28 protein-coding genes are annotated in these 24,829 nt (G+C 72.9%); 16 read left to right on the top strand and 12 right to left on the bottom strand.

Annotation, left to right across the window (positions count from 1 at the left end; translation table 11 throughout):
- Positions 1-63 precede the first annotated feature (63 nt).
- From ACIHEI_RS15375 to ACIHEI_RS15365, 3 genes are all read right to left on the bottom strand, one after another.
- Positions 64-732, bottom strand: a complete 669-nt coding sequence (locus ACIHEI_RS15375; RefSeq protein ID WP_396606919.1) for a PH domain-containing protein — start codon at positions 730-732, stop codon at positions 64-66.
- Between the two features lie 106 nt (positions 733-838).
- Positions 839-1,582 carry an ABC transporter permease gene (locus ACIHEI_RS15370; RefSeq protein ID WP_387644793.1) on the bottom strand — a complete coding sequence of 248 codons (744 nt, stop codon included), beginning with the start codon at positions 1,580-1,582 and terminating at the stop codon, positions 839-841.
- Positions 1,579-2,328, bottom strand: coding sequence for an ABC transporter ATP-binding protein (locus ACIHEI_RS15365; RefSeq protein WP_396606918.1), 750 nt, complete (start codon positions 2,326-2,328; stop codon positions 1,579-1,581). Before ACIHEI_RS15365 ends, ACIHEI_RS15370 begins: the two co-directional genes overlap by 4 nt.
- A 141-nt stretch (positions 2,329-2,469) precedes the next feature.
- Between ACIHEI_RS15365 and ACIHEI_RS15360 the strand changes: the two genes are divergently transcribed.
- The 4 genes from ACIHEI_RS15360 to metG all read left to right on the top strand — a co-directional run bounded on the left by ACIHEI_RS15360 (position 2,470) and on the right by metG (position 6,469).
- Positions 2,470-2,967, top strand: a complete 498-nt coding sequence (locus tag ACIHEI_RS15360; RefSeq protein WP_396606917.1) for a SigE family RNA polymerase sigma factor — start codon at positions 2,470-2,472, stop codon at positions 2,965-2,967.
- On the top strand, positions 2,964-3,335 hold the full coding sequence (locus ACIHEI_RS15355; RefSeq protein ID WP_396606916.1) for a hypothetical protein: 372 nt from the start codon (positions 2,964-2,966) through the stop codon (positions 3,333-3,335). The genes ACIHEI_RS15360 and ACIHEI_RS15355 overlap by 4 nt, the downstream gene beginning before the upstream one ends.
- Before the next feature lie 23 nt (positions 3,336-3,358).
- Complete coding sequence (locus tag ACIHEI_RS15350) at positions 3,359-4,564, top strand: mannosyltransferase family protein (protein WP_396606915.1); 1,206 nt, start codon at positions 3,359-3,361, stop codon at positions 4,562-4,564.
- A gap of 195 nt (positions 4,565-4,759) precedes the next feature.
- Complete coding sequence (gene metG / locus ACIHEI_RS15345; protein WP_396606914.1) at positions 4,760-6,469, top strand: methionine--tRNA ligase; 1,710 nt, start codon at positions 4,760-4,762, stop codon at positions 6,467-6,469.
- A 7-nt stretch (positions 6,470-6,476) separates the two neighbouring features.
- Here metG and ACIHEI_RS15340 read toward each other — a convergent pair whose 3' ends face one another.
- Positions 6,477-7,001, bottom strand: a complete 525-nt coding sequence (locus tag ACIHEI_RS15340) for a TetR family transcriptional regulator (RefSeq protein ID WP_396606968.1) — start codon at positions 6,999-7,001, stop codon at positions 6,477-6,479.
- 361 nt (positions 7,002-7,362) lie between these two features.
- Here ACIHEI_RS15340 and deoC point away from each other — a divergent pair, with 361 nt between their 5' ends.
- The 5 genes from deoC (at position 7,363) to pth (ending at position 12,151) form a co-directional block, all read left to right on the top strand.
- Positions 7,363-8,349, top strand: a complete 987-nt coding sequence (gene deoC / locus ACIHEI_RS15335) for a deoxyribose-phosphate aldolase (protein ID WP_396606913.1) — start codon at positions 7,363-7,365, stop codon at positions 8,347-8,349.
- A gap of 2 nt (positions 8,350-8,351) precedes the next feature.
- Entirely contained in the window at positions 8,352-9,842 is a 1,491-nt protein-coding gene (locus ACIHEI_RS15330; protein WP_392954695.1) for an aldehyde dehydrogenase family protein, read from the top strand.
- On the top strand, positions 9,835-10,737 hold the full coding sequence (locus ACIHEI_RS15325; protein ID WP_387644776.1) for an aldehyde dehydrogenase family protein: 903 nt from the start codon (positions 9,835-9,837) through the stop codon (positions 10,735-10,737). Before ACIHEI_RS15330 ends, ACIHEI_RS15325 begins: the two co-directional genes overlap by 8 nt.
- Before the next feature lie 191 nt (positions 10,738-10,928).
- Positions 10,929-11,564 carry an ATP-binding protein gene (locus tag ACIHEI_RS15320; RefSeq protein ID WP_387644774.1) on the top strand — a complete coding sequence of 212 codons (636 nt, stop codon included), beginning with the start codon at positions 10,929-10,931 and terminating at the stop codon, positions 11,562-11,564.
- Between the two features lie 11 nt (positions 11,565-11,575).
- Positions 11,576-12,151 carry an aminoacyl-tRNA hydrolase gene (pth, locus tag ACIHEI_RS15315; protein ID WP_396606912.1) on the top strand — a complete coding sequence of 192 codons (576 nt, stop codon included), beginning with the start codon at positions 11,576-11,578 and terminating at the stop codon, positions 12,149-12,151.
- A gap of 7 nt (positions 12,152-12,158) precedes the next feature.
- On the opposite strand, the gene ACIHEI_RS15310 is transcribed toward pth, so the two are convergent.
- Both ACIHEI_RS15310 and ACIHEI_RS15305 read right to left on the bottom strand, forming a co-directional pair.
- Positions 12,159-12,632 (bottom strand): DUF6328 family protein, encoded by a 474-nt coding sequence (locus tag ACIHEI_RS15310; protein ID WP_396606911.1) that lies wholly within the window; start codon positions 12,630-12,632, stop codon positions 12,159-12,161.
- A 184-nt stretch (positions 12,633-12,816) separates the two neighbouring features.
- Positions 12,817-13,623 carry a SigE family RNA polymerase sigma factor gene (locus tag ACIHEI_RS15305; RefSeq protein WP_396606967.1) on the bottom strand — a complete coding sequence of 269 codons (807 nt, stop codon included), beginning with the start codon at positions 13,621-13,623 and terminating at the stop codon, positions 12,817-12,819.
- A 284-nt stretch (positions 13,624-13,907) separates the two neighbouring features.
- Between ACIHEI_RS15305 and ACIHEI_RS15300 the strand changes: the two genes are divergently transcribed.
- Genes ACIHEI_RS15300 through ACIHEI_RS15285 form a run of 4 tightly spaced genes read left to right on the top strand, consistent with a single transcriptional unit; the run spans position 13,908 to position 17,094 of the window.
- Positions 13,908-14,585, top strand: coding sequence for a response regulator (locus ACIHEI_RS15300; RefSeq protein ID WP_380487084.1), 678 nt, complete (start codon positions 13,908-13,910; stop codon positions 14,583-14,585).
- 28 nt (positions 14,586-14,613) lie between these two features.
- Positions 14,614-16,137 (top strand): ATP-binding protein, encoded by a 1,524-nt coding sequence (locus ACIHEI_RS15295; RefSeq protein WP_396606910.1) that lies wholly within the window; start codon positions 14,614-14,616, stop codon positions 16,135-16,137.
- Positions 16,134-16,466 (top strand): hypothetical protein, encoded by a 333-nt coding sequence (locus tag ACIHEI_RS15290; protein WP_387644763.1) that lies wholly within the window; start codon positions 16,134-16,136, stop codon positions 16,464-16,466. The genes ACIHEI_RS15295 and ACIHEI_RS15290 overlap by 4 nt, the downstream gene beginning before the upstream one ends.
- Before the next feature lie 49 nt (positions 16,467-16,515).
- On the top strand, positions 16,516-17,094 hold the full coding sequence (locus ACIHEI_RS15285; protein ID WP_396606909.1) for a VanZ family protein: 579 nt from the start codon (positions 16,516-16,518) through the stop codon (positions 17,092-17,094).
- 56 nt (positions 17,095-17,150) lie between these two features.
- Here ACIHEI_RS15285 and ACIHEI_RS15280 read toward each other — a convergent pair whose 3' ends face one another.
- Entirely contained in the window at positions 17,151-17,939 is a 789-nt protein-coding gene (locus tag ACIHEI_RS15280) for a hypothetical protein (RefSeq protein ID WP_396606908.1), read from the bottom strand.
- A gap of 282 nt (positions 17,940-18,221) precedes the next feature.
- Between ACIHEI_RS15280 and ACIHEI_RS15275 the strand changes: the two genes are divergently transcribed.
- The gene (locus tag ACIHEI_RS15275; protein WP_392954707.1) at positions 18,222-18,404 is read left to right on the top strand and encodes a PspC domain-containing protein; all 183 of its coding nucleotides are present in this window, start codon (positions 18,222-18,224) and stop codon (positions 18,402-18,404) included.
- A gap of 76 nt (positions 18,405-18,480) precedes the next feature.
- On the opposite strand, the gene ACIHEI_RS15270 is transcribed toward ACIHEI_RS15275, so the two are convergent.
- The 3 genes from ACIHEI_RS15270 to ACIHEI_RS15260 form a co-directional block, all read right to left on the bottom strand.
- Positions 18,481-18,966 (bottom strand): hypothetical protein, encoded by a 486-nt coding sequence (locus ACIHEI_RS15270; protein ID WP_392954709.1) that lies wholly within the window; start codon positions 18,964-18,966, stop codon positions 18,481-18,483.
- A gap of 189 nt (positions 18,967-19,155) precedes the next feature.
- Positions 19,156-20,301 carry an adenosine deaminase gene (locus ACIHEI_RS15265; protein WP_392954711.1) on the bottom strand — a complete coding sequence of 382 codons (1,146 nt, stop codon included), beginning with the start codon at positions 20,299-20,301 and terminating at the stop codon, positions 19,156-19,158.
- Positions 20,302-21,260: 959 nt separating this feature from the next.
- Entirely contained in the window at positions 21,261-22,217 is a 957-nt protein-coding gene (locus tag ACIHEI_RS15260) for a LysR family transcriptional regulator (protein ID WP_387644746.1), read from the bottom strand.
- A 64-nt stretch (positions 22,218-22,281) separates the two neighbouring features.
- Here ACIHEI_RS15260 and ACIHEI_RS15255 point away from each other — a divergent pair, with 64 nt between their 5' ends.
- Both ACIHEI_RS15255 and ACIHEI_RS15250 read left to right on the top strand, forming a co-directional pair.
- Positions 22,282-23,553 (top strand): MFS transporter, encoded by a 1,272-nt coding sequence (locus ACIHEI_RS15255; protein WP_396606907.1) that lies wholly within the window; start codon positions 22,282-22,284, stop codon positions 23,551-23,553.
- The gene (locus ACIHEI_RS15250; protein ID WP_396606906.1) at positions 23,550-24,110 is read left to right on the top strand and encodes a Uma2 family endonuclease; all 561 of its coding nucleotides are present in this window, start codon (positions 23,550-23,552) and stop codon (positions 24,108-24,110) included. Before ACIHEI_RS15255 ends, ACIHEI_RS15250 begins: the two co-directional genes overlap by 4 nt.
- On the opposite strand, the gene ACIHEI_RS15245 is transcribed toward ACIHEI_RS15250, so the two are convergent.
- Both ACIHEI_RS15245 and ACIHEI_RS15240 read right to left on the bottom strand, forming a co-directional pair.
- A complete protein-coding gene (locus tag ACIHEI_RS15245) occupies positions 24,107-24,445 on the bottom strand; it encodes a helix-turn-helix domain-containing protein (protein ID WP_396606905.1) in 339 nt (112 codons plus the stop codon). The genes ACIHEI_RS15250 and ACIHEI_RS15245 overlap by 4 nt on opposite strands.
- Positions 24,442-24,816, bottom strand: a complete 375-nt coding sequence (locus tag ACIHEI_RS15240; RefSeq protein ID WP_396606966.1) for a type II toxin-antitoxin system RelE/ParE family toxin — start codon at positions 24,814-24,816, stop codon at positions 24,442-24,444. The genes ACIHEI_RS15245 and ACIHEI_RS15240 overlap by 4 nt, the downstream gene beginning before the upstream one ends.
- Positions 24,817-24,829: the final 13 nt, after the last annotated feature.

Below are 24,829 nucleotides of genomic sequence, written 5' to 3'. Positions count from 1 at the left end.
ACTTCGCAAAGCAGCAGGGCCCCGGGGAGAACCCCGGGGCCCTGCTGCTGTCTGCCGGGCGGCTCAGGTCGCCGCGATGACGGAGATCAGGGCGACCAGGCCCGCGAGGGTGGGGGCGATGACCCACCAGCACCAGGTGGCCTGGACCTCGCCGGTGGCGGCGGGGTTGTTGGCGTGGCGGTCGGCCTGTTCCTGGAGGGAGGTGACGACGGCGTCGGACCAGGCGCGGGTGGGGTCGAGCTGGTCGTGGCGCTGCGCCTTCTTCTTGACTCCGCTGGTGGGCAGGTGCGGGTCGCCCGCGGCCACGGCCTTGGCGGCGCGGCGGTTGGCCTTCTTGCGCTGGCGCAGCGAGACGGGGACCGCCCAGATCTGGAACTTGCGTCCGCCGGCGAAGAGTTCGACCGAGTAGCCGGCCTTCAGGCCCTCCACGCTGGCCCACGGCGCGACGACGGTGCGCAGCGGGTTGCGGACCAGCAGTCGCTGGTCGTTCGCCTTCACGATGGGCCGCAGGGTGTAGGCGGCCACCGGGAAGCAGAAGACGGGCGCGGCGGCGAGTGCGACCCACGGGGTGGCGCCGGTGCCGGAGACGATCGCGTCGCCGATCAGCCAGGCGGCGACTCCGAGCAGCATGACGCCCGCGATGACGCCGGGAACGGAGCGGTAGACGCGGTCGGCGTACTTGGGCCCGTTGGCGGCGGACCCCTGGTCGGGTGTCCGGTCGGATTCGGTCATGGCGTCGATTCTGCCCCAGGGGCACGGCCGTCCCCAATGGTGGCGGGGGCACGGGACGGTTACGAATGATCCGTCCCGTGACCTGGGGCGTTCAGACCTGCGGCGTTCAGGCGGTGCGGCGGCGCAGGGTGGCCGCGCCGAGGGCGAGTGCGAGCAGTGCGCTGCCGGCGACGACCGCGAGGTCGGCGAGCACGGGGCCGTCGAGGCCACCGCGGGTGGTGATCCGGCCCATCGCGTCGACCGCGTAGGAGAGCGGCAGGACGTCGGAGATCGCCCGCAGCGCGGGGGCCATGTCGTCGCGGGGGACGAACAGCCCGCAGAGCAGCAGTTGGGGCAGCAGGACGGCGGGCAGGAACTGGACGGCCTGGAACTCGGTGGCGGCGAACGCGGAGACCAGCAGGCCGAGGGCCATGCCGAGCAGCCCGTCGGCGAGGGCGACGGCGAACAGCAGCCAGGTCGGGCCGGCCACGTGCAGGCCGAGCAGGCCGATGGTGAGGGCGGAGGCGACGGCGGCCTGCACCAGGGCGACCAGGCCGAAGGCGAGGGCGTAGCCGAGCAGCAGGTCGAGCTTGCCGAGCGGCATGGTGAGCAGGCGTTCCAGGGTGCCGGTGGTGCGTTCGCGGAGCATGGCCACCGAGGTGACCAGGAACATCACCATCAGCGGGAAGACGCCGAGCAGTTCGGGCCCGATCCGGTCGAAGGTGCCGGGCTGCCGGTCGTACATGTATTTGAGCAGCACCAGCAGCAGGCAGGGGACGGCCAGCAGCATGGCGATGGTGCGCGGGTCGTGGCGCAGTTGGGCGAGGACGCGGCGGGCGGTGGCCAGGGTGCGGCGGGTGGCGGCGCTCATCGGACGGTCTCCTGCGGCTGCTGCACGAGGGTGAGGAAGGCGCTCTCCACGTCGGCCGCGCCGGTGGCGGCAAGCAGCGCGGCGGGGGTGTCGTGGGCGAGCAGGCGGCCGTCGCGCATCAGCAGCAGGCGGTCGCAGCGGGTGGCTTCGTCCATCACGTGGCTGGAGACCAGCAGGGTGGCGCCGCCTCGGGCGAGGGTGGCGAACAGTTGCCAGAGGTCGTGGCGCAGGACGGGGTCGAGGCCGACGGTGGGTTCGTCCAGCACGAGCAGTTCGGGGTGGCCGAGCAGTGCGGCGGCGAGCGAGACGCGGGCGCGCTGGCCGCCGGAGAGCCGGGCGACGGGGGTGCGGCGGTGGGCGTCCAGCCCGACCAGTTCGATGACCCGGTCGGGGTCGGTGCGCGGGGCGCCCAGAATGGCGGCGAAGTAGTCGAGGTTCTCGCCGACGGTCAGGTCGCCGTAGACGGACGGGGCCTGGGTGACGTAGCCGACCCGGTCGCGCAGGGCGGCGCTGCCGGCGGGGCGGCCGAGCACGGTGACGGCGCCGGCGTCGGTGCGCTGTACGCCGACGACGGCGCGCAGCAGGGTGGTCTTGCCGCAGCCGCTGGGTCCGAGCAGGCCGGTGACGGTGCCGCGGGGGACGTCGAGGTCGAGGCCGGGCAGCACGGTGGTGCCGCCGCGCCGGACGACGAGTCCGGTGATCCGGATCGCGGGGTCGTCGGCCGGCCCCGCCGAAGAATTCATCATGTGGTGAATTCTGCGCGGCCACGCCAGGCCCGTCAAGGCCGCGGACACCCGCCGCAGTGAGCTGCGTCACCCACGTCAACCGGAGCGTCCCGCCGTTCGTAGCGACAGGTAAGCAACCGAAATCTGCCGAGGAGCCGACCGATGACCGAGGAGGAGTTCACCGAGTTCTACAGCCACTCGGTCCGCCGGCTCACCGGCCAGCTGTACGTCGTCACCGGCGACCTGCACGAGGCGCAGGACGTGGTCCAGGAGGCCTTCGTTCGCGCCTGGGGCCACCGCCGTACGCTTGACCGCGACCACGCCCCCGAAGCCTGGGTGCGCACCGTCGCGGGCCGCCTGGCGATCAGCCGCTGGCGGCGGACCCGCACCGCCGCCCGGGCCTGGCGGCGGCACGGCCGACCCGCCGACGTGGACGGCCCGGACCCGGTCTCCGTCGACCTGACCGCCGCGCTGCGCCGCCTGTCCGAGCGCCAGCGCCTGTGCGCCGCCCTCTACTACGTCTGCGACCTGCCGCTGGACCGGATCGCCGCCGAGACCGGCATGGCCCCGGGCACCGTCAAGGCCCACCTGTCCCGGGCCCGGGCCGCCCTCGCCCAGCACCTCGACACCCCCTCCGAGGCCGAGGAGAACCTCCGATGACGTCCATCGACGCGCGCCTGGCCGGCGCGCTGCGGACGGCCGCCGACGCCGCCTCCGCCCGCACCGCCGCCCCGCCCGCACCGCGGATCGCCGCCCTCGGCCGCCGGCGCCGCCGGGTCCGGGTCGGCGCGACCGTCACCGTCACCGCCTGCCTGGCGATCGCCGTGGGCGTCACGCTCACCCCCGGCCGCCCGTCCCGCACGGTCGGCCCGGCCGACGCCCCGTCGCTCACCACGCCGACCCCGTCCGCCGTCCCCGGCCCGAGCGCCTCCGCCACACTTGGCCCGTCCGGCCCGCAGGTGCCGACCGCCTCCCTGACCACCCCGCCGCCGCCGCCCGTGCCCAGCAACACCCCGGCGCAGCCGTGAACCCCGACCGACCAGGACCCCCGATGCCCAGCACCCCGCTGACCGACCACCCGCCGATACCCGCCGTGCCGGGCCCGCGCCGGGCGGACGACCCGCCCCGCCCGGACCCGCTGGCCCGGCTGTGGCACACCGCCGGCCCGGCCGTCGCGGTGTACGCCGGCGCGCTGGCGCTGCACCTGACGCTGCTGGCCCTGATGATCACCCGGCCCGGCACCACGCTGACCGACCGGCTGACCTCCTGGGACGGGCGGCACTTCCTGGAGATAGCCACCGACGGCTACCCGGACAGCTACACGTACACCCCCAAGGGCGAGCTGACCGGCAACAACCTGGCGTTCTTCCCGCTGTTCCCGATGCTGGTCCGCATCGTGCACGCGGTGACCGGCCTGAGCTGGGCCGTCTCCGGCATCGTCGCCGCCCAGCTGGCGCTGCTCGCCGCCCTGGTGCTGATCCACCAGCTGATCAGCCGGCTGTACACCCGGCGCACCGCCACCGTCGTGCTGGTGCTGCTGGCGGCGGCGCAGCCGATGTCCCTGGTGTTCTTCATGTCGTACAGCGAGTCGCTGCTGCTGGCCACCGCCGCCGCCACGCTGCTCGCCGCGCACCGCCGGGCCTGGCTCACCGCCGGCGCGTTCGCCTTCCTCGCCGGGCTGACCCGCCCGGCCGGTATCGCCGTGATCGCCGCGCTCGGCGTCGCCGTCCTGCTGGAGATGTACCGCGAGCGCCGGGTGCTCGGCCGCCCGCTGGCCGCCACCGCGCTGGCCTGCACCAGTACCCCGCTGTACCTGTGGTGGGTCGCCGACCGGCTGGGCAGCGCCGACGCGTGGTTCACCGTCCAGCGGGCCGGCTGGAACACCCAGTGGGACTGGGGTTCCTCGCTGTGGGAGTTCCTGGTCCGCACCCTGCAGACCGGCGAGGGCTGGGTCCCGGTCTCGATAGCCGTCCTGGTGATCGCCCACCTGCTGGCCACCGCCCTGACCGTCCGCCGCACCACCTGGCCGCCGCTGCTGGTCTACGGCGCGACGGTGGTGGTGCTGACGCTGGCGCAGAGCAACTACTACCACTGCAAGCCGCGCCTGCTGGCCCCCGCGCTGATCTTCCTGCTGCCCGTCGCGAGCGCCCTCGCCCGGGCCCGCCGCTCCACCCAGGTGGCCGTCCTGGGCGGCGCCGCGCTGTTCGGCTGCTGGTACGGCGCCTACATGGTCACCGCCTGGCCGTACGCCATCTGACCGCCACTGACACCCCGTCAGACGATCCCGCCGCGGGGCTTGACAGCCCGCCGATAAGCGGTACGGCAGCAGCGGGCCGGTTCGGTACGATTGCGGCGGCCGGGCGGCTGCTGAGAACGCGTCGCGGAACCGGCCCTCGACACCCGCTCGCGGGCACCGCCACGTGCCCGCCGGAGAGCATCGGAGTTCCTCAGGATGACTCGGCAGTTGATCACCAGCGCGCTTCCCTACATCAACGGGATCAAGCACCTGGGCAACATGGTCGGGTCGATGCTCCCGGCGGACGTGTACTCCCGCTACCTGCGCCAGCGCGGCCACGAGGTGCTGTACATCTGCGCCACCGACGAGCACGGCACCCCGGCCGAACTGGCCGCCCAGGAGGCCGGGCTGCCGGTCGCCGAGTTCTGCGCCCGGGCGCACGACCAGCAGAAGGCCATCTACGACGGCTTCCAGCTGTCCTTCGACTGGTTCGGCCGCTCGTCCTCGCCGCAGAACCGGGAGATCACCCAGGAGATCGCCCGCGAGCTGCACGCCAACGGCTTCATCGAGGAGCGGGCGATCCGCCAGGTCTACTCGATCGCCGACGGCCGCTTCCTGCCCGACCGCTACATCGTCGGCACCTGCCCGCACTGCGGCTACGACAAGGCCCGCGGCGACCAGTGCGAGAACTGCACCCGCGTCCTCGACCCGACCGACCTGCTGAACCCCCGTTCGGCGATCAGCGGCAGCGCCGAGCTGGAGGTCCGGGAGACCAAGCACCTGTTCCTGCTCCAGTCCAAGCTGACCGACGAGGTCGAGGCCTGGATCGCCGAGCACGGCGACAGCTGGCCGGTGCTCGCCTCCTCGATCGCCCGCAAGTGGCTCACCGAGGGCCTGCAGGACCGCGCCATCACCCGTGACCTCGAATGGGGCGTCCCCGTCCCCGCCGACGTCTGGCCGGAGCTGGCCGCCGAGGGCAAGGTCTTCTACGTCTGGTTCGACGCCCCGATCGAGTACATCGGCGCCACCAAGGAGTGGGCCGACGCGACCGGCGGCGACTGGCGCTCCTGGTGGTACGAGGCCGACGACACCGTCCGCTACACCGAGTTCATGGCCAAGGACAACGTCCCGTTCCACACGGTGATGTTCCCCGCCACCATCCTCGGCTCGCGCCAGCCGTGGAAGAAGGTCGACTACGTCAAGGCCTTCAACTGGCTGACCTACTACGGCGGCAAGTTCTCCACCAGCCAGAAGCTCGGCATCTTCACCGACGTCGCGCTCGAACTGCTCCCCGCCGACTACTGGCGCTACTACCTGATGGCGAACGCCCCGGAGTCCGACGACTCCAGCTTCACCTGGGACCTGTTCGCCGCCACCGTCAACAAGGACCTCGCCGACACCCTCGGCAACTTCGTCAACCGCGTGCTGTCCTTCAGCCGCAAGCGCTTCGGCGACGAGGTCCCGGCCGGTGCGGAGAACAGCGAGACCGAGACGGCCCTCGGCGCGCAGATCGCCGACCTGCTCGCCGAGTACGAGACCCAGCTCGACGCGCTCAACTTCCGCAAGGCCGCGCAGGCGCTGCGCGCGCTCTGGTCGGCCGGCAACGCCTACCTCGACGTGACGGCCCCCTGGACGCAGATCAAGACCGACCCGGAGGCCGCGGCCCGCACCCTGCGCACCGCGATCAACCTGATCCACCTCTACTCGGTGGTCTCCGAGCCGTTCATCCCGACGGCGGCCAAGGCGATCCGCGAGTCCTTCGCGCTGGACGGCGACACCCGCACCTGGATCAGCGCCGACGAGGCCCGCTCGCTCTCGCTGGTCCCGGCCGGCACCGGCTTCACCGTCCCGCCGGTCCTGTTCGCCAAGATCACCGACGAGGACCTGGCCACCTGGACCGAGCGCTTCGGCGGCGGCGAGGCCTGACCTCCCCTCAGCCCGTCAGGTACCCCTGGACGGTGCGGCCCAGCAACGGGGCCAGCACCTCCGGGGGTGCCGAGGCCAGCGGCTCCACCCCGATCACGTACCGGGCCACCGCCAGCCCGACGATCTGCGACATCACCAGCTCCACCCGCAACTCCGGCTGCTCGACGTCCAGTTGGGCCGCCACCCGGTCGACCAGCTCGGTCACCATGAAGGACCGCATCAGCGCCGCCACCTCCTCACTGGCCGCCGCCGTCCGCACCAGCGCGAGCAACCGGTCCCGCACCGCAGGCTGCTCCCACAACCCCAGCACGAACCCCGCCACCCGTTCCCCCACCGTCGCCGGATCCCCCCCGAACACCTCCGCGACCACCGCCTGCGGTTCGAACGGGAACTCCAGCGCGGCCATGAACAGCCGGTCCTTGCTCCCGAAATAGTGGTGCAGCAACGCCGCATCCACCCCCGCCGCCCGCGCGATCGCCCGCATGCTCGCCTTCTGGTACCCCCGCGCCGCGAATTCGGCCCGCGCCGCCACCAGCACGACCCCCCGAGTGTCCTCACCCCCGGGCCTCCGGCCCCTTGCTTTCGCCTCACTCACGCGAACATGGTGCACCACCAGGGGCTGGGGGGTGCGATTCCAGGGGCGCGTGGGGGTGCGAATTCAGGGGCTCGGGGAACGGCGAGGGCATGTCTGCGGATGGTCAGAGACAGCGGAGGGCCGTGTTGCGTCGGACCAAAGACAGGAACCAGAAACGGCGGAACGCCCAGCGCCCTGTTGATCACCAGCAGACCCGGCCCCGCCGTTCCCCGGGCCCCTGGATGCGCACCCACGAGCCCCTAAAAACCAGCCCCATCTACCAACGCCCTACGCGCGTAGATATGCTGCTCTGGTGACTATGTCCACTCTTGCAGCCAACGCCCCCGGCGCCACGGGCGGCGGCCTCGCGGACGTCGCGGCGTCCGAGGCCACCTTGCGCCGTTTCCTGCACGGCCTGCCCGGGGTCGACCAGGTGGGCCTGGAGGCGCGCGCAGCGACTCTCGGCACCCGGTCGATCAAGACCACCGCCAAGGCCTTCGCCATCGATCTCGCCATCTCGATGATCGACCTGACCACGCTGGAGGGCGCGGACACGGTCGGCAAGGTCCGCTCGCTGTGCGCGAAGGGCCTGAGCCCGGACCCGACCGATCGCAGCACCCCGCAGGTCGCGGCGATCTGCGTGTATCCGGACATGGTCGAAACCGCGAAGTCCGCGCTGCGCGGCAGCGGCATCCAGGTGGCGTCGGTGGCCACCGCGTTCCCGTCCGGCCGGGCGGGGATGCCGGTGAAGCTGGCGGACACCGCGGAGGCGGTCGCCGCGGGCGCCGACGAGATCGACATGGTGATCGACCGGGGTGCCTTCCTCTCCGGCCGTTACCTGGAGGTCTTCGAGGAGATCCGCGCCGTCAGGGAGGCGTGCAAGCGTCCCGACGGCAGCTCCGCCCACCTGAAGGTGATCTTCGAGACCGGCGAGCTGCAGACGTACGACAACGTCCGCCGCGCGTCCTGGCTGGCGATGATTGCGGGTGCGGACTTCATCAAGACGTCCACCGGCAAGGTCGCGGTCAACGCGACTCCCCCGGTGACGCTGCTGATGCTGGAGGCGGTGCGGGACTTCCGCGCGGCCACCGGCACCCAGGTCGGTGTGAAGCCGGCCGGCGGCATCCGCACCACCAAGGACGCGATGAAGTACCTGGTGATGGTGAACGAGACGCTGGGCGACGACTGGCTGAGCCCGCACTGGTTCCGGTTCGGCGCGTCCAGCCTGCTGAACGACCTGCTGATGCAGCGCCAGAAGCTGCGCACCGGCCGGTACTCCGGTCCCGACTACGTGACGGTGGACTGACCATGGCGAAGACCGACAAGAAGACCGCGGAGAAGACCGCACAGCCCGTGAAGCCCTCCGGCCTGTTCGAATACGCACCCGCGCCCGAATCCCCCGCCGCCGCGGGCGAGATCGCGACGTCCTACGGCCACTTCATCGGCGGCCGGTTCGTCGACTCCTCCGGCTCGGAGGCGCTGAAGACCGTCAACCCGGCGACCGAGCAGGTGCTGGCGGAGTTCGCGCAGGGCACCGAGGAGGACGTGGACCGCGCGGTGGCCGCCGCCCGCAAGGCGTTCGCCGACTGGTCGTCGCTGCCGGGCAGCGAGCGCGCCAAGTACCTGTTCCGGATCGCCCGGATCATCCAGGAGCGCAGCCGTGAGCTGGCCGTCCTGGAGTCGATCGACAACGGCAAGCCGATCCGCGAGACCCGCGACGTCGACCTCCCGCTGGTCGCCGCGCACTTCTTCTACTACGCGGGCTGGGCCGACAAGCTGGACTTCGCCGGCTTCGGCCAGAACCCGCGTCCGCTGGGTGTCGCCGGCCAGGTGATCCCGTGGAACTTCCCGCTGCTGATGCTGGCGTGGAAGGTCGCCCCGGCGCTGGCCACCGGCAACACCGTGGTGCTGAAGCCCGCCGAGACCACCCCGCTGACCGCTCTGCGGTTCGCCGAGATCTGCCGCCAGGCGGGCCTGCCGGACGGTGTGGTGAACATCGTCACCGGTGACGGCCGCACCGGCGCCGCGCTGACCGCGCACCCGGACGTCGACAAGGTCGCCTTCACCGGCTCCACCCCGGTCGGCCGGGCGATCGCCAAGCAGATCGCCGGCACCCGCAAGAAGCTCTCGCTGGAGCTCGGCGGCAAGGCCGCGAACATCGTGTTCGACGACGCTCCGCTGGACCAGGCCGTCGAGGGCATCGTCAACGGCATCTTCTTCAACCAGGGCCACGTGTGCTGCGCGGGCAGCCGCCTGCTGGTGCAGGAGTCGATCCAGGACGAGCTGCTGGACGCGCTGAAGCGCCGGATGGGCACCCTGCGGGTCGGCGACCCGCTGGACAAGAACACCGACATCGGCGCGATCAACTCGGCCGCGCAGCTGGCCCGGATCACCGAGCTGGCCGCCGCGGGCGAGCAGGAGGGCGCCGAGCGCTGGGCACCGGAGTGCGAACTCCCGGGCGCGGGCTACTGGTTCCGCCCCACCCTGTTCACCGGCGTCTCGCAGGCCCACCGGATCGCCCGCGAGGAGATCTTCGGCCCGGTGCTGTCGGTGCTGACCTTCCGCACTCCCGCCGAGGCGGTGGAGAAGGCCAACAACACCCCGTACGGGCTGTCCGCGGGCATCTGGACGGAGAAGGGCTCGCGCATCCTGTGGATGGCGAACCGGCTCCGGGCGGGCGTGGTGTGGGCGAACACCTTCAACAAGTTCGACCCGACCTCGCCGTTCGGCGGGTACAAGGAGTCCGGTTACGGCCGCGAGGGTGGCCGGCACGGTCTGGAGGCCTACCTCGATGTCTGAGACCACAGCGCGAATTGACGTCTTCAAGACCTACAAGCTGTACGTCGGCGGGAAGTTCCCGCGCTCGGAGAGCGGCCGGGTGTACGAAGTGACTGACGCAAAGGACCAGTGGCTGGCCAACGCCCCGCTGGGCACCCGCAAGGACACCCGGGACGCCGTGCTGGCCGCCCGCGCGGCCGTGAAGGGCTGGTCGGGCACCACCGCGTACAACCGCGGCCAGGTGCTGTACCGGGTCGCCGAGATGCTGCAGGGCCGCCGCGAGCAGTTCACCGCCGAGGTGGCCGCCGCCGAGGGGCTGGGCGCCAAGAAGGCGGCGGCGCTGGTGGACGCGGCGATCGACCGCTGGGTCTGGTACGCGGGCTGGACCGACAAGGTCGCGCAGATCGCGGGCAACGCCAACCCGGTGGCCGGGCCGTTCTTCAACCTGTCCACCCCGGAGCCGACCGGCGTGGTCGGCGTGGTCGCCCCGCGCACCGGTCACGGCTTCTCGCTGCTCGGCCTGGTGTCGGTGATCGCCCCGGCGATCGCCACCGGCAACACCGTGGTGGTGGCGGCCGCCGAGCAGGCCCCGCTGCCCGCCCTGTCGCTGGGCGAGGTGCTCGCCACCTCCGACGTCCCGGGCGGCGTGGTCAACCTGATCTCCGGCCGGACCGCGGACATCGCCCCGACGCTGGCCTCCCACCAGGACGTCAACGCCCTCGACCTGGCCGGCGCGATCGACCAGGACGGCCCCGGCGCGGCGGCCGCCCTGGAGGCGTCGGCGGCCGATACATTGAAGCGAGTGGTCCGACCGGCCGCCGACCCGTCCGCCGTGGACTGGACGGTCAACCCCGGCACCGGGCGACTGCTCTCCTTCCTGGAGACGAAGACGGTCTGGCACCCGATGGGCATCTAGCCCGGCCCGACCGGCCAACTCCACACAGACCGGCCGCCCTCTGCGCCCCTACCCCCCCGGGGGCCCGGGCGGCCGCGACGGGCCCGCACTTCTCCCCCCCTGGTGCGGGCCCGTCCTCATGCCCTCCCACCCGAATCGGGGCCGAACGGCGGGTTACGACCAGCCCCTCGGATGCCCCAGACTGGTATCTCGTGAGTGACTCCCCGCTGAACCGCCGCCCGATATCCCGCGTCATCCTGCTGTCGGGCCCTTCGGGGTCGGGGAAGTCCTGCCTGGCCGAGCGCAGCGGGCTGCCGGTGCTGCAGCTCGACGACTTCTACAAGGACGGCGACGACCCGACGCTGCCGCAACTGCCGGACGGCGGTGGGCCGGACTGGGACTCGCCGGACTCCTGGCACCGCGAGCAGGCGCTGGACGCGATCCGCAGGCTGGCGTTCGAGGGGCAGGCCGACGTGCCGACGTACTCGATCCCGGCGAACGGCCGCTCCGGCCACCGCGTACTCGAGCTGGACGGCGCCGCGGCGTTCGTCGCCGAGGGCATCTTCGCGGCCGAACTGGTGCGCCGCTGCGAGGCGGAAGGCCTGCTCGGCGACGCCCTGTGCCTGCGCAACAAGCCCGCCACCACGGCCTGGCGGCGCTTCCGCCGGGACGTCCGGGAGGGCCGCAAGTCGATCCCCTACCTGCTGCGCCGCGGCCTGCGGCTGATGCGCTCCGAGCGCGGCATCGTCGCGCGCCAGGTCGAACTGGGCTCCTACGCCTGCTCGGGCGTCGAGGCGGGCCGCCGGATCGCGGCGGTGGCGCGGCAGTTGCCCGCCGAGCTGGTCTGAGGCGCGCGGGCATGGACGAGCGCTGGCTGGTGGCGGGGCTGGGCAATCCGACCCGCCGGTACGCGGGGACGCGGCACAACGCGGGCTTCCTGGTGGCCGACCGGCTGGCCGGGCGCCACGGCGCCCGCTGGCGCGGACTGACCACCCGCACCGCCTCGTTCGAACTCGACGGGCGCACCGTGCTGTTGGCCGAGCCGCAGTGGTCGATCAACCTGTCGGGGCGTCCGGTCGCGGCGCTGCTGCGTCGCCACCAGGTACCGGTGGAGCGGCTGTTGGTGGTGCAGGACGACCTGGACTTCCCGTTCGGCACGGCCCGGCTGAAGCGCGGCGGCGGCCCGGGCGGCCACAACGGCGCCCGCTCGGTGCACCGGGCGCTGGGCACCGCCGACTACGCGCGGCTACGGGTGGGCGTGGGCCGGCCGCCGAAGGGCACCCGGGTCGACGAGTGGGTGGTGCAGCGGTTCTCCGACGCCGAGCGGGAACGCATGCCGGAGCTGCTGGACCGCTGCGCGGACGCCGTGGCGGCGTTCGTGCTGCGCGGCCTGAACCGCGCCCAGGACGTACTGCACACCACCGACGCGCGCTGACCGGGCCTCAGACCTCGTCGGGCACGCCGCGGCGGACCAGCCAGGGCAGGAAGAACCAGAGGCCGGTGAAGACCAGCGCGATCACCGCGGTGATCGGGATGGCCGCCGGGAAGCCGAGGACCACGGCGAGGACCAGCAGGACGGCGCCGCTGAGTGCCATCGCCAGCAGGATCAGGCCGACCTGGGCGATCCGGGCGGAGACCTTGACGATCCGCCGCCGGTCGGGATGGTGGGCCAGGCCGCGGTGCAGCGCGACCGGCGTGGCGAGCACGGCGGCGGCGACCACCGACAGCAGCAGCACGACGACGTACAGGTCCTGCCGGACGTCGTCGAGTTCGGCGAACCGCGGGGTGAAGGCGACGCCGAGCAGGAACGCGAAGACGATCTGCACACCGGTCTGCAGCACCCGCAGTTCCTGGAGCATCTCGACCAGCCGCCGGTCGGCGCGGGCCTGCGGGGTCTCCGCGACAGGGTCGTCCATCCGCTCATTGTGGCGGCAGCCGGGCCGGGAGACGACGGAGGCGGGCCCCGGTGCGTTCTCCCCCGCACCGGGGCCCGCCTTCGTCTGTGGTGCCGGACGGCCCCCGACGGCCCGCTCCCCCGAGCGGTCCGCCGTCGTCCGGCACCTTCCCCCACCACCCCGTCCCCCACGGGAGTTCCTGTGGTCAGGCGACCAGCTCGCCGAAGGCGTGCACGGTGTCGCCCGAGCGGTTGAGCTGCTCGTCGTCGCGCATCCGGCGCAGCGCGCGCCAGATGGAGCTCTTCACGGTGCCGACGCTGATGTTGAGGATGTCGGCGATCTCCGGGTCGGTCCGGCCCTCGTAGTAGCGCAGCACCAGCATGGTGCGCTGGTTCTCGGGCAGCTTGGCGAGCGCCTGCCAGAGCACGGTGCGCAGTTCGGTGCCGCCCATGGCGTCGGTGTCGCCGGCGTGCTCGGGGAGTTCCTCGGTCGGGTACTCGTTGACCTTGCGGCGGCGCCAGGCGGAGATGTGCAGGTTGGTCATGGTGCGGCGGAGGTAGCCGCCGACCGCGGCCTTGTCGGTGATCCGGCCCCAGGCCCGGTAGGTCGAGAACAGCGCGGACTGCAGCAGGTCCTCGGCCTCGTAGCGGTCGCCGGTGAGGTGGTAGGCGGTGGCGTACAGGGAGGCGCGGCGCTCGCGCACGTACGCGGTGAACTCGGCGATGTCGCGTGCCTCGTCCTTCGCGGCGGCCGGGTGCTCCCCCTGCGCGCCTCCCTGGTCGGCCTGCTCCCCACGGAAGGTCTGCGGCGCGAGCCGCAGCGTCCGTCCCGCGGCCGGGTTCCCTGCCCGGCCGTGGGTGGTGTCCCCGCTCCTGGTCCCCACAACCGGGCGGCGGGTTCCGGCGCTGTGTGCGCATCCCCGTACGAGTACGGCGCCGGACTTCTCCTCCTCGTGACGCGGCCGGTTGGTGCCCAGCACGGCTGCACGCGGCCCGGCGTTTCGGGTCGTCAGCGTTGCGGTCATCGGGCACCCCCATGGTCGGTACGAGCGGTTCCTTGCTCGCCGCCGCACCGGGCCGGGCCTGGTGCGTTTGTTGCGGCGACAAGGAAAATCCTGCCGGTCGCTCGTCATGGAGGTGTCTGTCGACTGTCACAGGGCTGTCACAAGGGCGGCCGGTTCAAGGCATTCGCCGGCTCCGAGATGGCTGACGCCGGAGCGGGCCGGTCCGGTTCCCGGGTGCGCGAGGATCACCCGGGTGGGTGTTTCCCGGGTCAGGGTGGGACACAATGACCTCCGTGTCTTTCCTGCTTCTGATCGAGGACGACGACGCCATTCGCACCGGCCTCGAACTCGCCCTCACCCGCCAGGGTCACCGGGTCGCGACCGCCGCGTCCGGCGAGGACGGTCTGCGCCTGTTCAAGGAGCAGCGTCCGGATCTGATCGTGCTCGACGTGATGCTGCCGGGCATCGACGGTTTCGAGGTGTGCCGGCGGATCCGCCGTACCGACCAGCTGCCGATCATCCTGTTGACGGCGCGCTCCGACGACATCGACGTGGTGGTCGGGCTGGAGTCCGGCGCCGACGACTACGTGGTGAAGCCGGTGCAGCCGCGGGTGCTGGACGCCCGGATCCGCGCCGTGCTGCGGCGCGGTGAGCGGGAGAGCTCGGACTCGGCGGCGTACGGCGGCCTGGTGATCGACCGGTCGGCGATGACCGTCACCAAGGACGGCCAGGACCTCCAGCTGACCCCGACCGAGCTGCGGCTGCTGCTGGAGCTGAGCCGCCGCCCGGGGCAGGCGCTGTCCCGGCAGCAGCTGCTGCGGCTGGTGTGGGAGCACGACTACCTGGGCGACTCCCGTCTGGTGGACGCGTGCGTGCAGCGGCTGCGGGCGAAGGTCGAGGACGTGCCGTCCGCGCCGACGCTGATCCGTACCGTCCGCGGGGTCGGCTACCGTCTGGACCCGCCCGCGTGACCTCTTCCTTCTGCCTGGTGAGCTCTTCTTGACCGACGATCAGTCCGCGCCGCGCCGTGCCCGTCCGCTGTCCTGGCGGTGGTTCGGTTCGCTCCGGCTCAGTTCGCTGCGGGTCCGGCTGATCGCGGTGTTCGCCGCGGTCGCGCTGATCACCGCGGTGTCCGCGTCCGGCATCGCCTACTGGCTGAACCGCGACGCGGTGCTCCGGCGTGCCCAGAACGCCTCGCTGAACGACTTCCGGGGCTCGCTGACCCGCAACGTCTCCGACCTGCCGCTGCACCCGACCTGCCAGGACCTGGCCTCGCTGGCGGTGCAGGTGGCGAGTTCCGGCCTGGCGTACGACGTGGTGGTGGTCGACGACTCGCAGCCGGACTGCACCGCCTCGTCCGACCCGATCGCCTTCACCGTCAAGCAGGTGCCGGCGGCGCTGGTCACCGCCGTCAACAAGCCGCGCGAGATCGGCCCGGGCAACCCGTACGAGTACCACCTGTACTGGCAGCGGGTGAACCTGGCCGGGCCGTACGTGGTCGGCGGGACGAAGGTGGCGCCGGGCGGGCCGACCGCCTACATGTTCAAGTCGCTGCAGAACGAGCGCGCCGACCTGAACACCCTGGGCTGGTCGCTGGCGTTCGCCACCCTGCTGGCGCTGGTCGGCTCCGCGCTGCTCGCGCAGGGCGCCTCGGCGACGGTGCTGCGGCCGGTGCGCCGGCTCGGCGACGCCGCCCGGCAACTCGGCGAGGGCAAGCTCGACACCCGGCTCGACGTCGAGGGCAACGACGAACTCGCCGATCTGGCGCGGACGTTCAACCGCACCGCGGAGTCGCTGTCGGAGCAGGTCGCGGAGCTGAGCGCGCGCGAGGCGCAGTCCCGGCGGTTCGTCGCCGACATGTCGCACGAGCTGCGCACCCCGCTGACCGCGATGACCGCCGTCACCGACATCCTGGAGGACGAGGCCGACTCGCTCGACCCGATGATCGAGCCCGCGGTGCGGCTCGTGGTCTCCGAGACCCGGCGGCTGTCCGACCTGGTGGAGAACCTGATGGAGGTGACCCGGTTCGACGCGGGCACCGCCAAGCTGGTCGCCGACGAGGTCGACATGGCCGACCTGATCATGTCCTGCATCGACGGCCGGGCCTGGTACGACGCGGTCGAACTGGACGCCCCGCGCGGCATCCTGGCGGTGGTCGACCCGCGCCGTCTGGACGTGGTGTTCGCCAACCTGATCGGCAACGCGCTCAAGCACGGCGGCTCCCCGGTGAAGGTGAAGGTCCGGCAGGACGACGACACCCGCACGGTGGTGGTGTCGGTCTCCGACGGCGGTCCCGGCATCCCCGAGGACGTGCTGCCGCACGTGTTCGACCGCTTCTACAAGGCCGACAAGGGCCGGGCCCGCTCCGAGGGCAGCGGCCTGGGCCTGTCCATCGCCGAGGCCAACGCCCGCATCCACGGCGGCACCATCACCGCCGCCAACCACCCGGAGGGCGGTGCCGTGTTCACCCTCACCCTGCCGCTCACCCAACCGCCCGCCCCCGGCCCGGAAGAGGCCCGATGACCACCCGCCGCCGCATCCGCGCCGTCGCCCTGCTGGCCGGCTCGACGGCCCTGCTCACCGGCTGCGGCATCCGCCCCACCGCGGTGCCGGTCGACGCCGGCGCGCCCGCCAGCCGCACCGCCTGCCCCACGCCGGTGCTGATGCCGGTCGCCCCGGCGGCGAGCCCGACCGCCACGCCTCCGGCCGCCCTGCCGACCGCGCCCGGCGCGTCCGGGAAGCCGCCCGCCAAGGCCGTGCCGACGCCGTCGGCCACGGCGTCGGCCCCGGCGTCACCGGCGGTGTCGGCGCCCGGAGTGTTCGGCGCGCCGTCAGCGAGCCACTGCCCCTGATCACTCGTCCGGCGGAACCACCTCCGGTACGGCGCGCGTCCCCCGGAATGTGCACACCAATGCGCGAACCGATCACACGACGGCGCCGTACCGGCAGCGGACGGCAGCCCGGCTGCTGCTGACCCTCCACCTGCTGGCACTCGGCTGGCTGGCCGTCCGCCCGATCACCGCACCCTGGACCGGCCCGTCCAACCTCACCCCGTTCGCCACCGTGCACCAGGCGCTCGCCGCCGACACCTTCCTCACCGCCCTCGCCTCCGGCACCCTCCCGCTGGCCCCCGTCGGCGTCCTCCTCCCGCTCGCCGTCGGCACCCCCCGGCGCGGCTGGCTGCTCTCCTTCCTCCGCACCACCGGCGCCGTCGCGCTCCTCGCCACCGGCCTGGAGATCCTGGCGGGCTGGGCCCCCGGCCACGTCCTCAACGTCGACAACATCCTGCTCGGCACCCTCGGCGCTGCCGCCGCCCACCTGCTCCTGATACCCCCGATCCGCGCCCGCGCCCTGCGCCGCCCGACCGCGCCCCGCACCCTGGCACCGCGGCAGGAAAGCCCGAAGGGCCGGACCCAGCCGCATCCGCGACCCGCCCCGGCCCTCCCGGTCCTCGGCTCCCCGGTGGCACCGCGCCGCTGAGCGCGCCGTGCCCCCGGACGCGCCGGTGTCACTGCCCGGCGGCGCCTGCGGTCCGCTCAGCGGTTTCCGTCGAGGACGATCCGGTGGCCGCTCGCGTCGGCGGTCTCGTCGGCGGACGGCGGGGTGACCTCCACCGGCTCGCCAAAAGCGTCGAACCGGATCGCGGTGGCGCTGTCGCCGGTCTCGTTCGCCGACAGCAGGTACGGCCGGCCCTCGGCGGCGATCGCCACCGTGCCGGACGAGCCGTGCGGGCCGCCCTCGTCGGAGCGGAAGCCGAGGAACACCGCCCGGGTGCCGCTCACCTGCCGGACGCCGGTCTTGGTCCACTCCCCGACGGCCTTCAGCGGTCCGTCACCGGTCGCCAGCCGGAACACCAGGTCGCAGTACCCGGCGTAGGACTTGCCGAGCTCGCCGGTGCCGGTCAGCCACTTGTCGGCCAGTGTGGGTCCGGCGTCCGGCAGCGCGGCCTGGAACATGGAGGCGGAAGGTTTCACCCACACCGTTCCGCCGTGCCGCCGCACCTCCGCCTCGACGCCGTCCTCGGACACCGTCCCGGTGCAGTCGCCGTCCCGGGTGACGGAGAGCGAGTACTCGAGCGTCCCGGCCTTCCGCCGCTGCCGGATCGTCCCGCGCAGCGAGGTCAGCTCCGCGCCCGCCTGCCGGGCCTTCTCCAGGACCTGCTCGGGCGTCAGGTCCTCCAGGCCGCCGCCCGCCCCCGCCACGGACGCCGCGTCGTCCCCGCCGGCGCGGTCCGGTTCGCAGGCCGCCACCGAGACCACCCCGGCCAGCCCCAGCACGACCAGCCCGACCAGTACCGCCGTGGTCGGCCACTGTTTCGCCCGCATCGCTCTCGCCCCTCGCTTCGTTCCCCGGTGATCCCGGTGCCGCGAGTCTTCCAGCCGCCCGGGGCCCGAGACCACCGTTTCCGGAGGTTCGGACGGGGCGCGGCCCGCCTTGGTCTCGGGGTCCGTCCCGGAGTCGACCCCGAGGCCGGGATCACCCCGGGCGGGGAATGTCTCCGGGTCCGAATCCGCATCTCGGCGGACGGAAAACCGCAGGTCGCGGCGGGACGATGAAGTCAGCCCGGTCGGACCGCCCGACCCGGGAGCACTCCCTCGGAGGAGAAGATGAGCGTCCTCGCCCGTCCCCGTCACCACCGCATCCTCGGCGGCGTCTGCGCCGGCATCGCCCAGCGCTTCGGGCTCACCGCGTGGACGGTCCGGGTCATCTTCCTGGCGTCCTGCCTGCTGCCGGGCCCGCAGTTCCTGATCTACCTGGCGCTGTGGCTGCTGCTCCCCCAGGAGCCGTGACCCGCCCGCCACCGCCCATGACGAAGGGGCCGCCCCGCGGGGCGGCCCCTCGGCCGTGTCCGGATCCGGCGGTGGGTCAGCCACCCACGCCGGGCAGGGCCGGCAGGCCGGGGGCGCCGCCACCGGTCGGGGAGAGGCTGGTCAGCGTGCCGATGACGCCACCGACCGGGGTCTTGGCCAGGCCCTGGCCGCCGGGGACGGAGTCCAGGCCGCCGATCCGGTGGGCGGCCTCGGGCGCGGCGGCCTGCCGGCCGTCGACGCCGGCCGGGCCGACCTGCTCGGCGACCTGCCCGGTCTGCTCGGTCGCCTGGTCGGCGGCCTGGACCGGGGTACCGGCGGCCGGGTTGAGCGCGCCGGTGACGGTGCCGAGCTGGTCGGCGCCGGGCAGCTTGCTCACGGCCCCGGTGGCGGCGCCGGTCACGGCCGGGTTGGTGAGCGCGCCGGTCGGCAGTCCGAGGCCGCCGGGGGCGACCGGCGCGGCCGAGGCGGTGCCCGCGGCGACGGCGGCGGCGACAACGCCGAGCACGGCGGTGCCGGCGGCCTTCAGAGTGGCCTGCTTCATGTGTGCGTCCTCAGTCCTGGTCGGGTCGGTGCGGGGTCGCGGGCCCGGGGGATTCAGGGCGCGACCGTCACGCCGAGTCAGCAGTGACCGGCTCACCGTAGTGAGAGCGACGCGCCCGGTTCAAAGCCGACCACTCCCCCGAGTGATAAGTCCGACCATCTCCATGGACGTTGACCACGTGCCGGCTCGTCAGTCCCGCGGACCGAACAGCCACTCGGCCTTCAGCTCCGCGTACCCCGGCTTGATCACGTCACTGATCATCGCCAGCCGCTCGTCGAACGGCAGGAACGCCGACTTCATCGCGTTGACGGTGAACCACTCCAGGTCGCCCAGCGTGTAACCGAACGCGTCCACCAGGTGCTCGAACTCGCGGCTCATGCTGGTGCCGCTCATCAGCCGGTTGTCGGTGTTGACGGTGACCCGGAACTTCAGCCGCGCCAGCAGCCCGATCGGGTGCTCGGCGTACGACTCCGCCGCACCGGTCTGCAGGTTCGACGTCGGGCACATCTCCAGCGGCACCCGCCGGTCACGCACGTACGCCGCCAGCCGTCCGAGCTCCACCCGGCCGTCCTCGCCGACCGTGATGTCGTCCACGATCCGCACACCGTGACCGAGCCGGTCCGCGCCGCAGCACTGCACCGCCTCCCAGATCGACGGCAGCCCGAAAGCCTCGCCGGCGTGGATCGTGAAGTGGTTGTTCTCGCCCTTGAGGTAGTCGAACGCGGCCTGGTGCCGGGTCGGCGGGTGACCGGCCTCCGCACCCGCGATGTCGAACCCGACCACACCACGGTCCCGGTGACGGTTCGCCAGCTCGGCGATCTCCAGCGAACGGGCCGCGTGCCGCATCGCGGTCAGCAGCGTCCCGACCCGGATCCGGTGCCCGCGCGCCCGGGCATTCGCCTCACCCAACCGGAAGCCCTCGTTGACGGCCTCCACCACCTCGTCCAGCGTCAGCCCCGCCTCCAGGTGCTGCTCCGGCGCGTACCGCACCTCGGCGTACACCACGCCGTCCGCCGCCAGGTCCTCCGCACAGTCGGCGGCCACCCGGATCAGCGCCTCCCGGGTCTGCATCACCGCACAGGTGTGCGCGAACGTCTCCAGGTACCGCTCCAGCGACCCCGAATCCGCCGCCTCCCGGAACCACACCCCCAGCGCCTCCGGGTCCGTGGTCGGCAGCCCTTCGTACCCGCAATCGGCCGCCAACTCGACAACCGTCTCCGGCCGCAACCCCCCGTCCAGGTGGTCGTGCAACAGCACCTTCGGCGCCCGGACGATCTGCTCCGCCGTGGGAACACGCGGGACCGTGGTGCCCGCGAGAGTGATCTGCTTCTCCATTGCCGGAGCATAGCCCCTACGCGCGTAGATCGCCTACGCGACCCACGCCGCACTCGGGGCCTCCGCCAAGCCGCAGGACACCCCGGCCCGGCGGCGCGGCGACAGCACGAGGCGCCCCGGAGCGCCACAACCCGGCGGTGTGAACGGGCGGTTCCCGCCACGGCATCACGAAGTCCCGGAGCGCCACCGCCGGAGGCGCGAACGGACGCGCTGCGCGCCGGGCCCGGCCAGGGACTCTCCCCCCACCTCCCCACGAGGCGGAGCTCTCGCTCAGTCGTGCGCCAAAATGCTCCCCCGCCGCGACAGCACGAAGTCCCGGAACGCCGCCGCCGGCGGCGTGAGTGGGCGGGTCGCGTGCCAGGCGAGGCCGATGGCTCGGCGGGTGCGCAGGGCGGCGACTTCGACTTCGACGGCGCCCGGCCCTTCCCCCGCTGCCCCTTCCCCGCGAAGCGGACCCACCGCGAGGATGCTCCCCGACACGGCGTCAGGAAGTCCCGGAGCGCCACCGCCGGAGGCGTGAACGGGCGCGCTGCGCGCCGGGCCCGGCCAGGGGCTCTCCCCCCACCTCCCCGCGAAGCGGAGCTCCCGCTCAGTCGTGCGCCAGAATGCTCCCCCGCCGCGACAGCACGAAGTCCCGGAACGCCGCCGCCGGCGGCGTGAGCGGGCGGGCCGCGTCCAGGCGAGGCCGATGGCTCGGCGGGTGCGCAGGGCGGCGACTTCGAGCTCGACGACGCCCGGCCCCCTCGCCGGCCGCCCTTCCCCGCGAAGCGGACCCACCGCGAAGCGGACCCACCGCGAAGCGGCCCCACCGCGAAGCGGACCCACCGCGAAGCGGACCCACCGCGAGGATGCTCCCCGACACGGCATCACGAAGTCCCGGAGCGCCACCGCCGGAGGCATGCGCGCCGGGCCCGGCCAGGGGCTCTCCCCCCCACCTCCCCGCGAAGCCGAGCTCTCGCTCAGTCGTGCGCCAGAATGCTCCCCCGCCGCGACAGCACGAAGTCCCGGAACGCCGCCGCCGGCGGCGTGAGTGGGCGGGTCGCGTGCCAGGCGAGGCCGATGGCTCGGCGGGTGCGGGGGGCGGTGACTTCGAGTTCGACGACGCCGGGGCGGGGGACGAGCGCGGGTGGAAGGAGGGCGACGCCGAGGCCGGCGGCGACCAGGCCGCGGAGGGTTTCGACTTCCTCGCCCTCGAAGGCGATCCGCGGGGTGAAGCCGGCCTCGGCGCAGAAGCCCTCCATGATGTGGCGCAGCCCGTAGCCCTCCTCGACCGTCACCCACGACTCCCCGGCGACCTCGGCGAGCCGGATCCGGCGGCGGACGGCCAGCCGGTGGTCCGCGGGAACGGTCAGGTAGAGCCGCTGCTCGTCCAGCCGGCGCGCTGTCAGGTCGGGCGCGTCGGGGAGCGGGGAGACCAGGCAGAGGTCCAGTTCCCCCGCGCGCAGGCGTTCCAGCATCGCGGCGACGTAGTCCTGCACCAGCTGGAACCGCACCTGCGGGTGCCCGGCCCGGAACCCTCGCAGCAGGGCGGGCACCGCGTCCGTCCCCATGGTGTGCAGGAAGCCGAACGCGACCCGTCCGGCCGCCGGGTCGGCCTCCGCCCGTGCTGCCTCCGCGCCGCGCTGGACCTCGACCAGTGCCCGTTCGACGGCGTCCAGCAGCAGTCGTCCGGCCCGGGTGAGGCGGACGGTGCGGCCCTGCCGGGCGAGCAGGTCGACGCCGAGTTCGGCCTCCAGGCGGGCGACGGCGCGGGAGAGGGTGGGTTGCGGCATGCCGAGGAGTTGGGCGGCCTGGGTGACGTGTTCCAGTCGGGCGACCGCCGCGAATTCCGCCAACTGCGGTGCGAGGCGCGTCACATCGGTGTCCGGGCCGAGCTCGGCGAGGCGGACGGGGGCGGAGCTGCTCTCATGCGTCACAGCATGGATCTTCCCGCATTCATGCATTGGACGCATCAGGCCGCGCGGCCATAACGTCAAAGCCATGCAGCCTGCCAGTACCGAGGCGTTCGCGCCCGCCCCCGAATCCGCCACCGACCTGCGCATGCGCCCCGGCAGCCGGGACTTCCGCCGCGCCAACCTCGCCCTGTTCGCGGCGGGTGTCGCCACTTTCGTCCTGCTGTACTCCACGCAGGGCCTGCTGCCGATCCTCTCCGCCGACCTCGACCTGACGCCCGGCCAGGCCAGTTGGACGGCCTCCGCGTCCACCCTCGGACTCGCACTCGCCCTGCTGCCCGCCAGCGCCCTCTCCGACCGGTACGGGCGCACCGCCGTGATGACGGCCTCCACCCTCGCCGCCGCGCTGCTCGCCCTCGCGCTGCCGTTCGCCCCGGACCTCACCACGCTGGTGGTGCTGCGTGCCGTCCAGGGCGCGGCGCTGGCCGGGCTCCCCGCCACCGCGATGGCCTACCTCGCCGAGGAGGTGCACCCGTCGGCGCTCGCCTCCGCGATGGGCCTGTACGTGGCCGGCAACTCGATCGGCGGGATGGGCGGACGCCTGGCCTCCGGCTGGGTCGCGGCCGCCTGGGGCTGGCGCTGGGGGCTGGCGGTCTCGGCCGTCCTCGCGCTGCTCGCGGTGCTCGCCTTCCGGCTGCTGATCCCCCGCGCCCGGCACTTCCGGCGGACGCCGGTGGACGCCCGGGCACTCGCGACGACCGTCGCCGGGCACCTGCGCAACCCGCTGCTGCTGCGGCTGTACGCGCTCGGAATGCTGTTCATGGCGGTCTTCGGCGCGGTCTACAACACCGTCGGGTACCGGCTCACCTCGGCGCCGTTCCACCTGCCGGAGTCGATCGCCGCATCGATCTTCGTGGTGTACCTGGTCGGCACGGCGTCCTCCGCCTCCGCGGGCCGTCTCACCGCCCGCTGGGGCCGCCGCGGCACCCACTACCTGGCGATCTCCACCACCACGGCCGGCCTGCTGCTCTCCCTCGCGAACTCGCTGCCCCTCGCGATCCTCGGCCTGGTCCTGATCACCGCCGGCTTCTTCGCCGGCCACGCCACCGCGTCCTCCTCGGTCGGCCGCACCGCCACCGCCGGCCGCGCCCAGGCCTCCGCGCTGTACCTGATCGCCTACTACCTCGGCAACAGCCTCGGCGGCACGATCGGCGCCGACGCCTACCACTCCACCGGCTGGTCCGGCACCGCCACCGTCGCCCTCACCGCCATGGCCTGCGCGGCCGGCGTCACCCTGTACGCCACCCACCGCGCCACGACCGCTCGGCGGGCGGTGGCCGTCGATACACTCCGGGCATGAGCATCGACCCTGCTACGTTCGCCAGGCTCCGCGAGATCGCCGACCGGCTGCCGCAGGTTCCGGGCATCGGAAAGATCGAGATCGCGGACGGCGAGATCGTCATGATGCTGTCGCCGGTGAGCCGCCACGAGCTCGACGTCGTCCGCATCGCCCGCCAGCTCAACGACCAGCTCCCGCAGACCCACCCCGGCCACCTCGCCCACGGCGGCGCGGACCTGGTGGATCCCGTCCGAGGCCGACTCCGCAACCCCGACATCATGGTCTTCCCCGAGGAGGCCCTGAACGACGAGGAAGCCGCGCTGCTCCCTCATCAGGTTCTCCTGGTCGTGGAGGTCGTCTCGGCGTCCAACCCGGAGAACGACTACCTGACCAAGGTCCGCGACTACTCGGCCATGGGTATCCCGACCTATCTGCTCGTAGACCCCCGCAAGGGCACCGGCATCGTCCATGACGAGCCCGAGTACGCCAGCCGCGAGCACTTCGCCTTCGGCGACACCATCACAGTCGGCCCGTGGACCCTCGACACCGGCGTCCTACGCACGTACAGCGCGGCCTAGGCCGCCGGAGGCTCGAAGCGGACGGCGGCGGCCGGGCCCGACACCAGGTGGATGTCGAGCTCGGATTCCAGCGCAGTGGCCAGCCGGTGCAGCAGCGGCAGAGTGGGCACGGTGTCCCCGCCCTCGATCACCTCGACCTGGGCCTCCGTCAGCCCGGCCCGCCGGGCCAGCTCGGCCGGCGACAGCCCGAGCGCGGTCCGGCGGTCGTACACCGCCTGCCCGAGAGCCATCGCATAGCGGATCTCCAGCCGCAGCGCGGCGACCTCCGGATCCTCCACCTGCGGTTCCCCGAGCAGGGCACGGCTGCGGGCGGTCTTCCACTGCGAGTGGTTCATCGAATTTCGCCTTTCGTGACCGCACGGCCGAATTCCTCGTGCGCGGGCAGATGCTCCGCCTGGCAGATCTTCTGTGCCCACAGCGCCCGAGTGACTTCTGCAGTCTCTCGCATCCTGGTCTTGGAGAACACTGTCAGCAGGACGATCCGTTGCTCGGGGGCGAGCCAGTAGGTGACTCTCGTCGCCTCCCCGGCCAGGCCGAACCGCAGTTCCCGCACCGAGCCGCCGAGGTGTCGCGAGTAGGGTTCGCCAAGCGTCGTCGGCCGTTCGGCCAGCACATCAACGGCCTCTTCGGCTTTGGCATACAACCGGGCCGGCAGAGCGGAGAGCCAGTCACGGATCTCCGGCTCGATCTCAATGAGGTAGCGCACTCCGTACACGCAG

Source organism: Kitasatospora sp. NPDC051984 (assembly GCF_044593455.1).
Classification (GTDB): domain Bacteria; phylum Actinomycetota; class Actinomycetes; order Streptomycetales; family Streptomycetaceae; genus Kitasatospora.
This window is presented reverse-complemented; position numbering and strand designations above follow the sequence as displayed.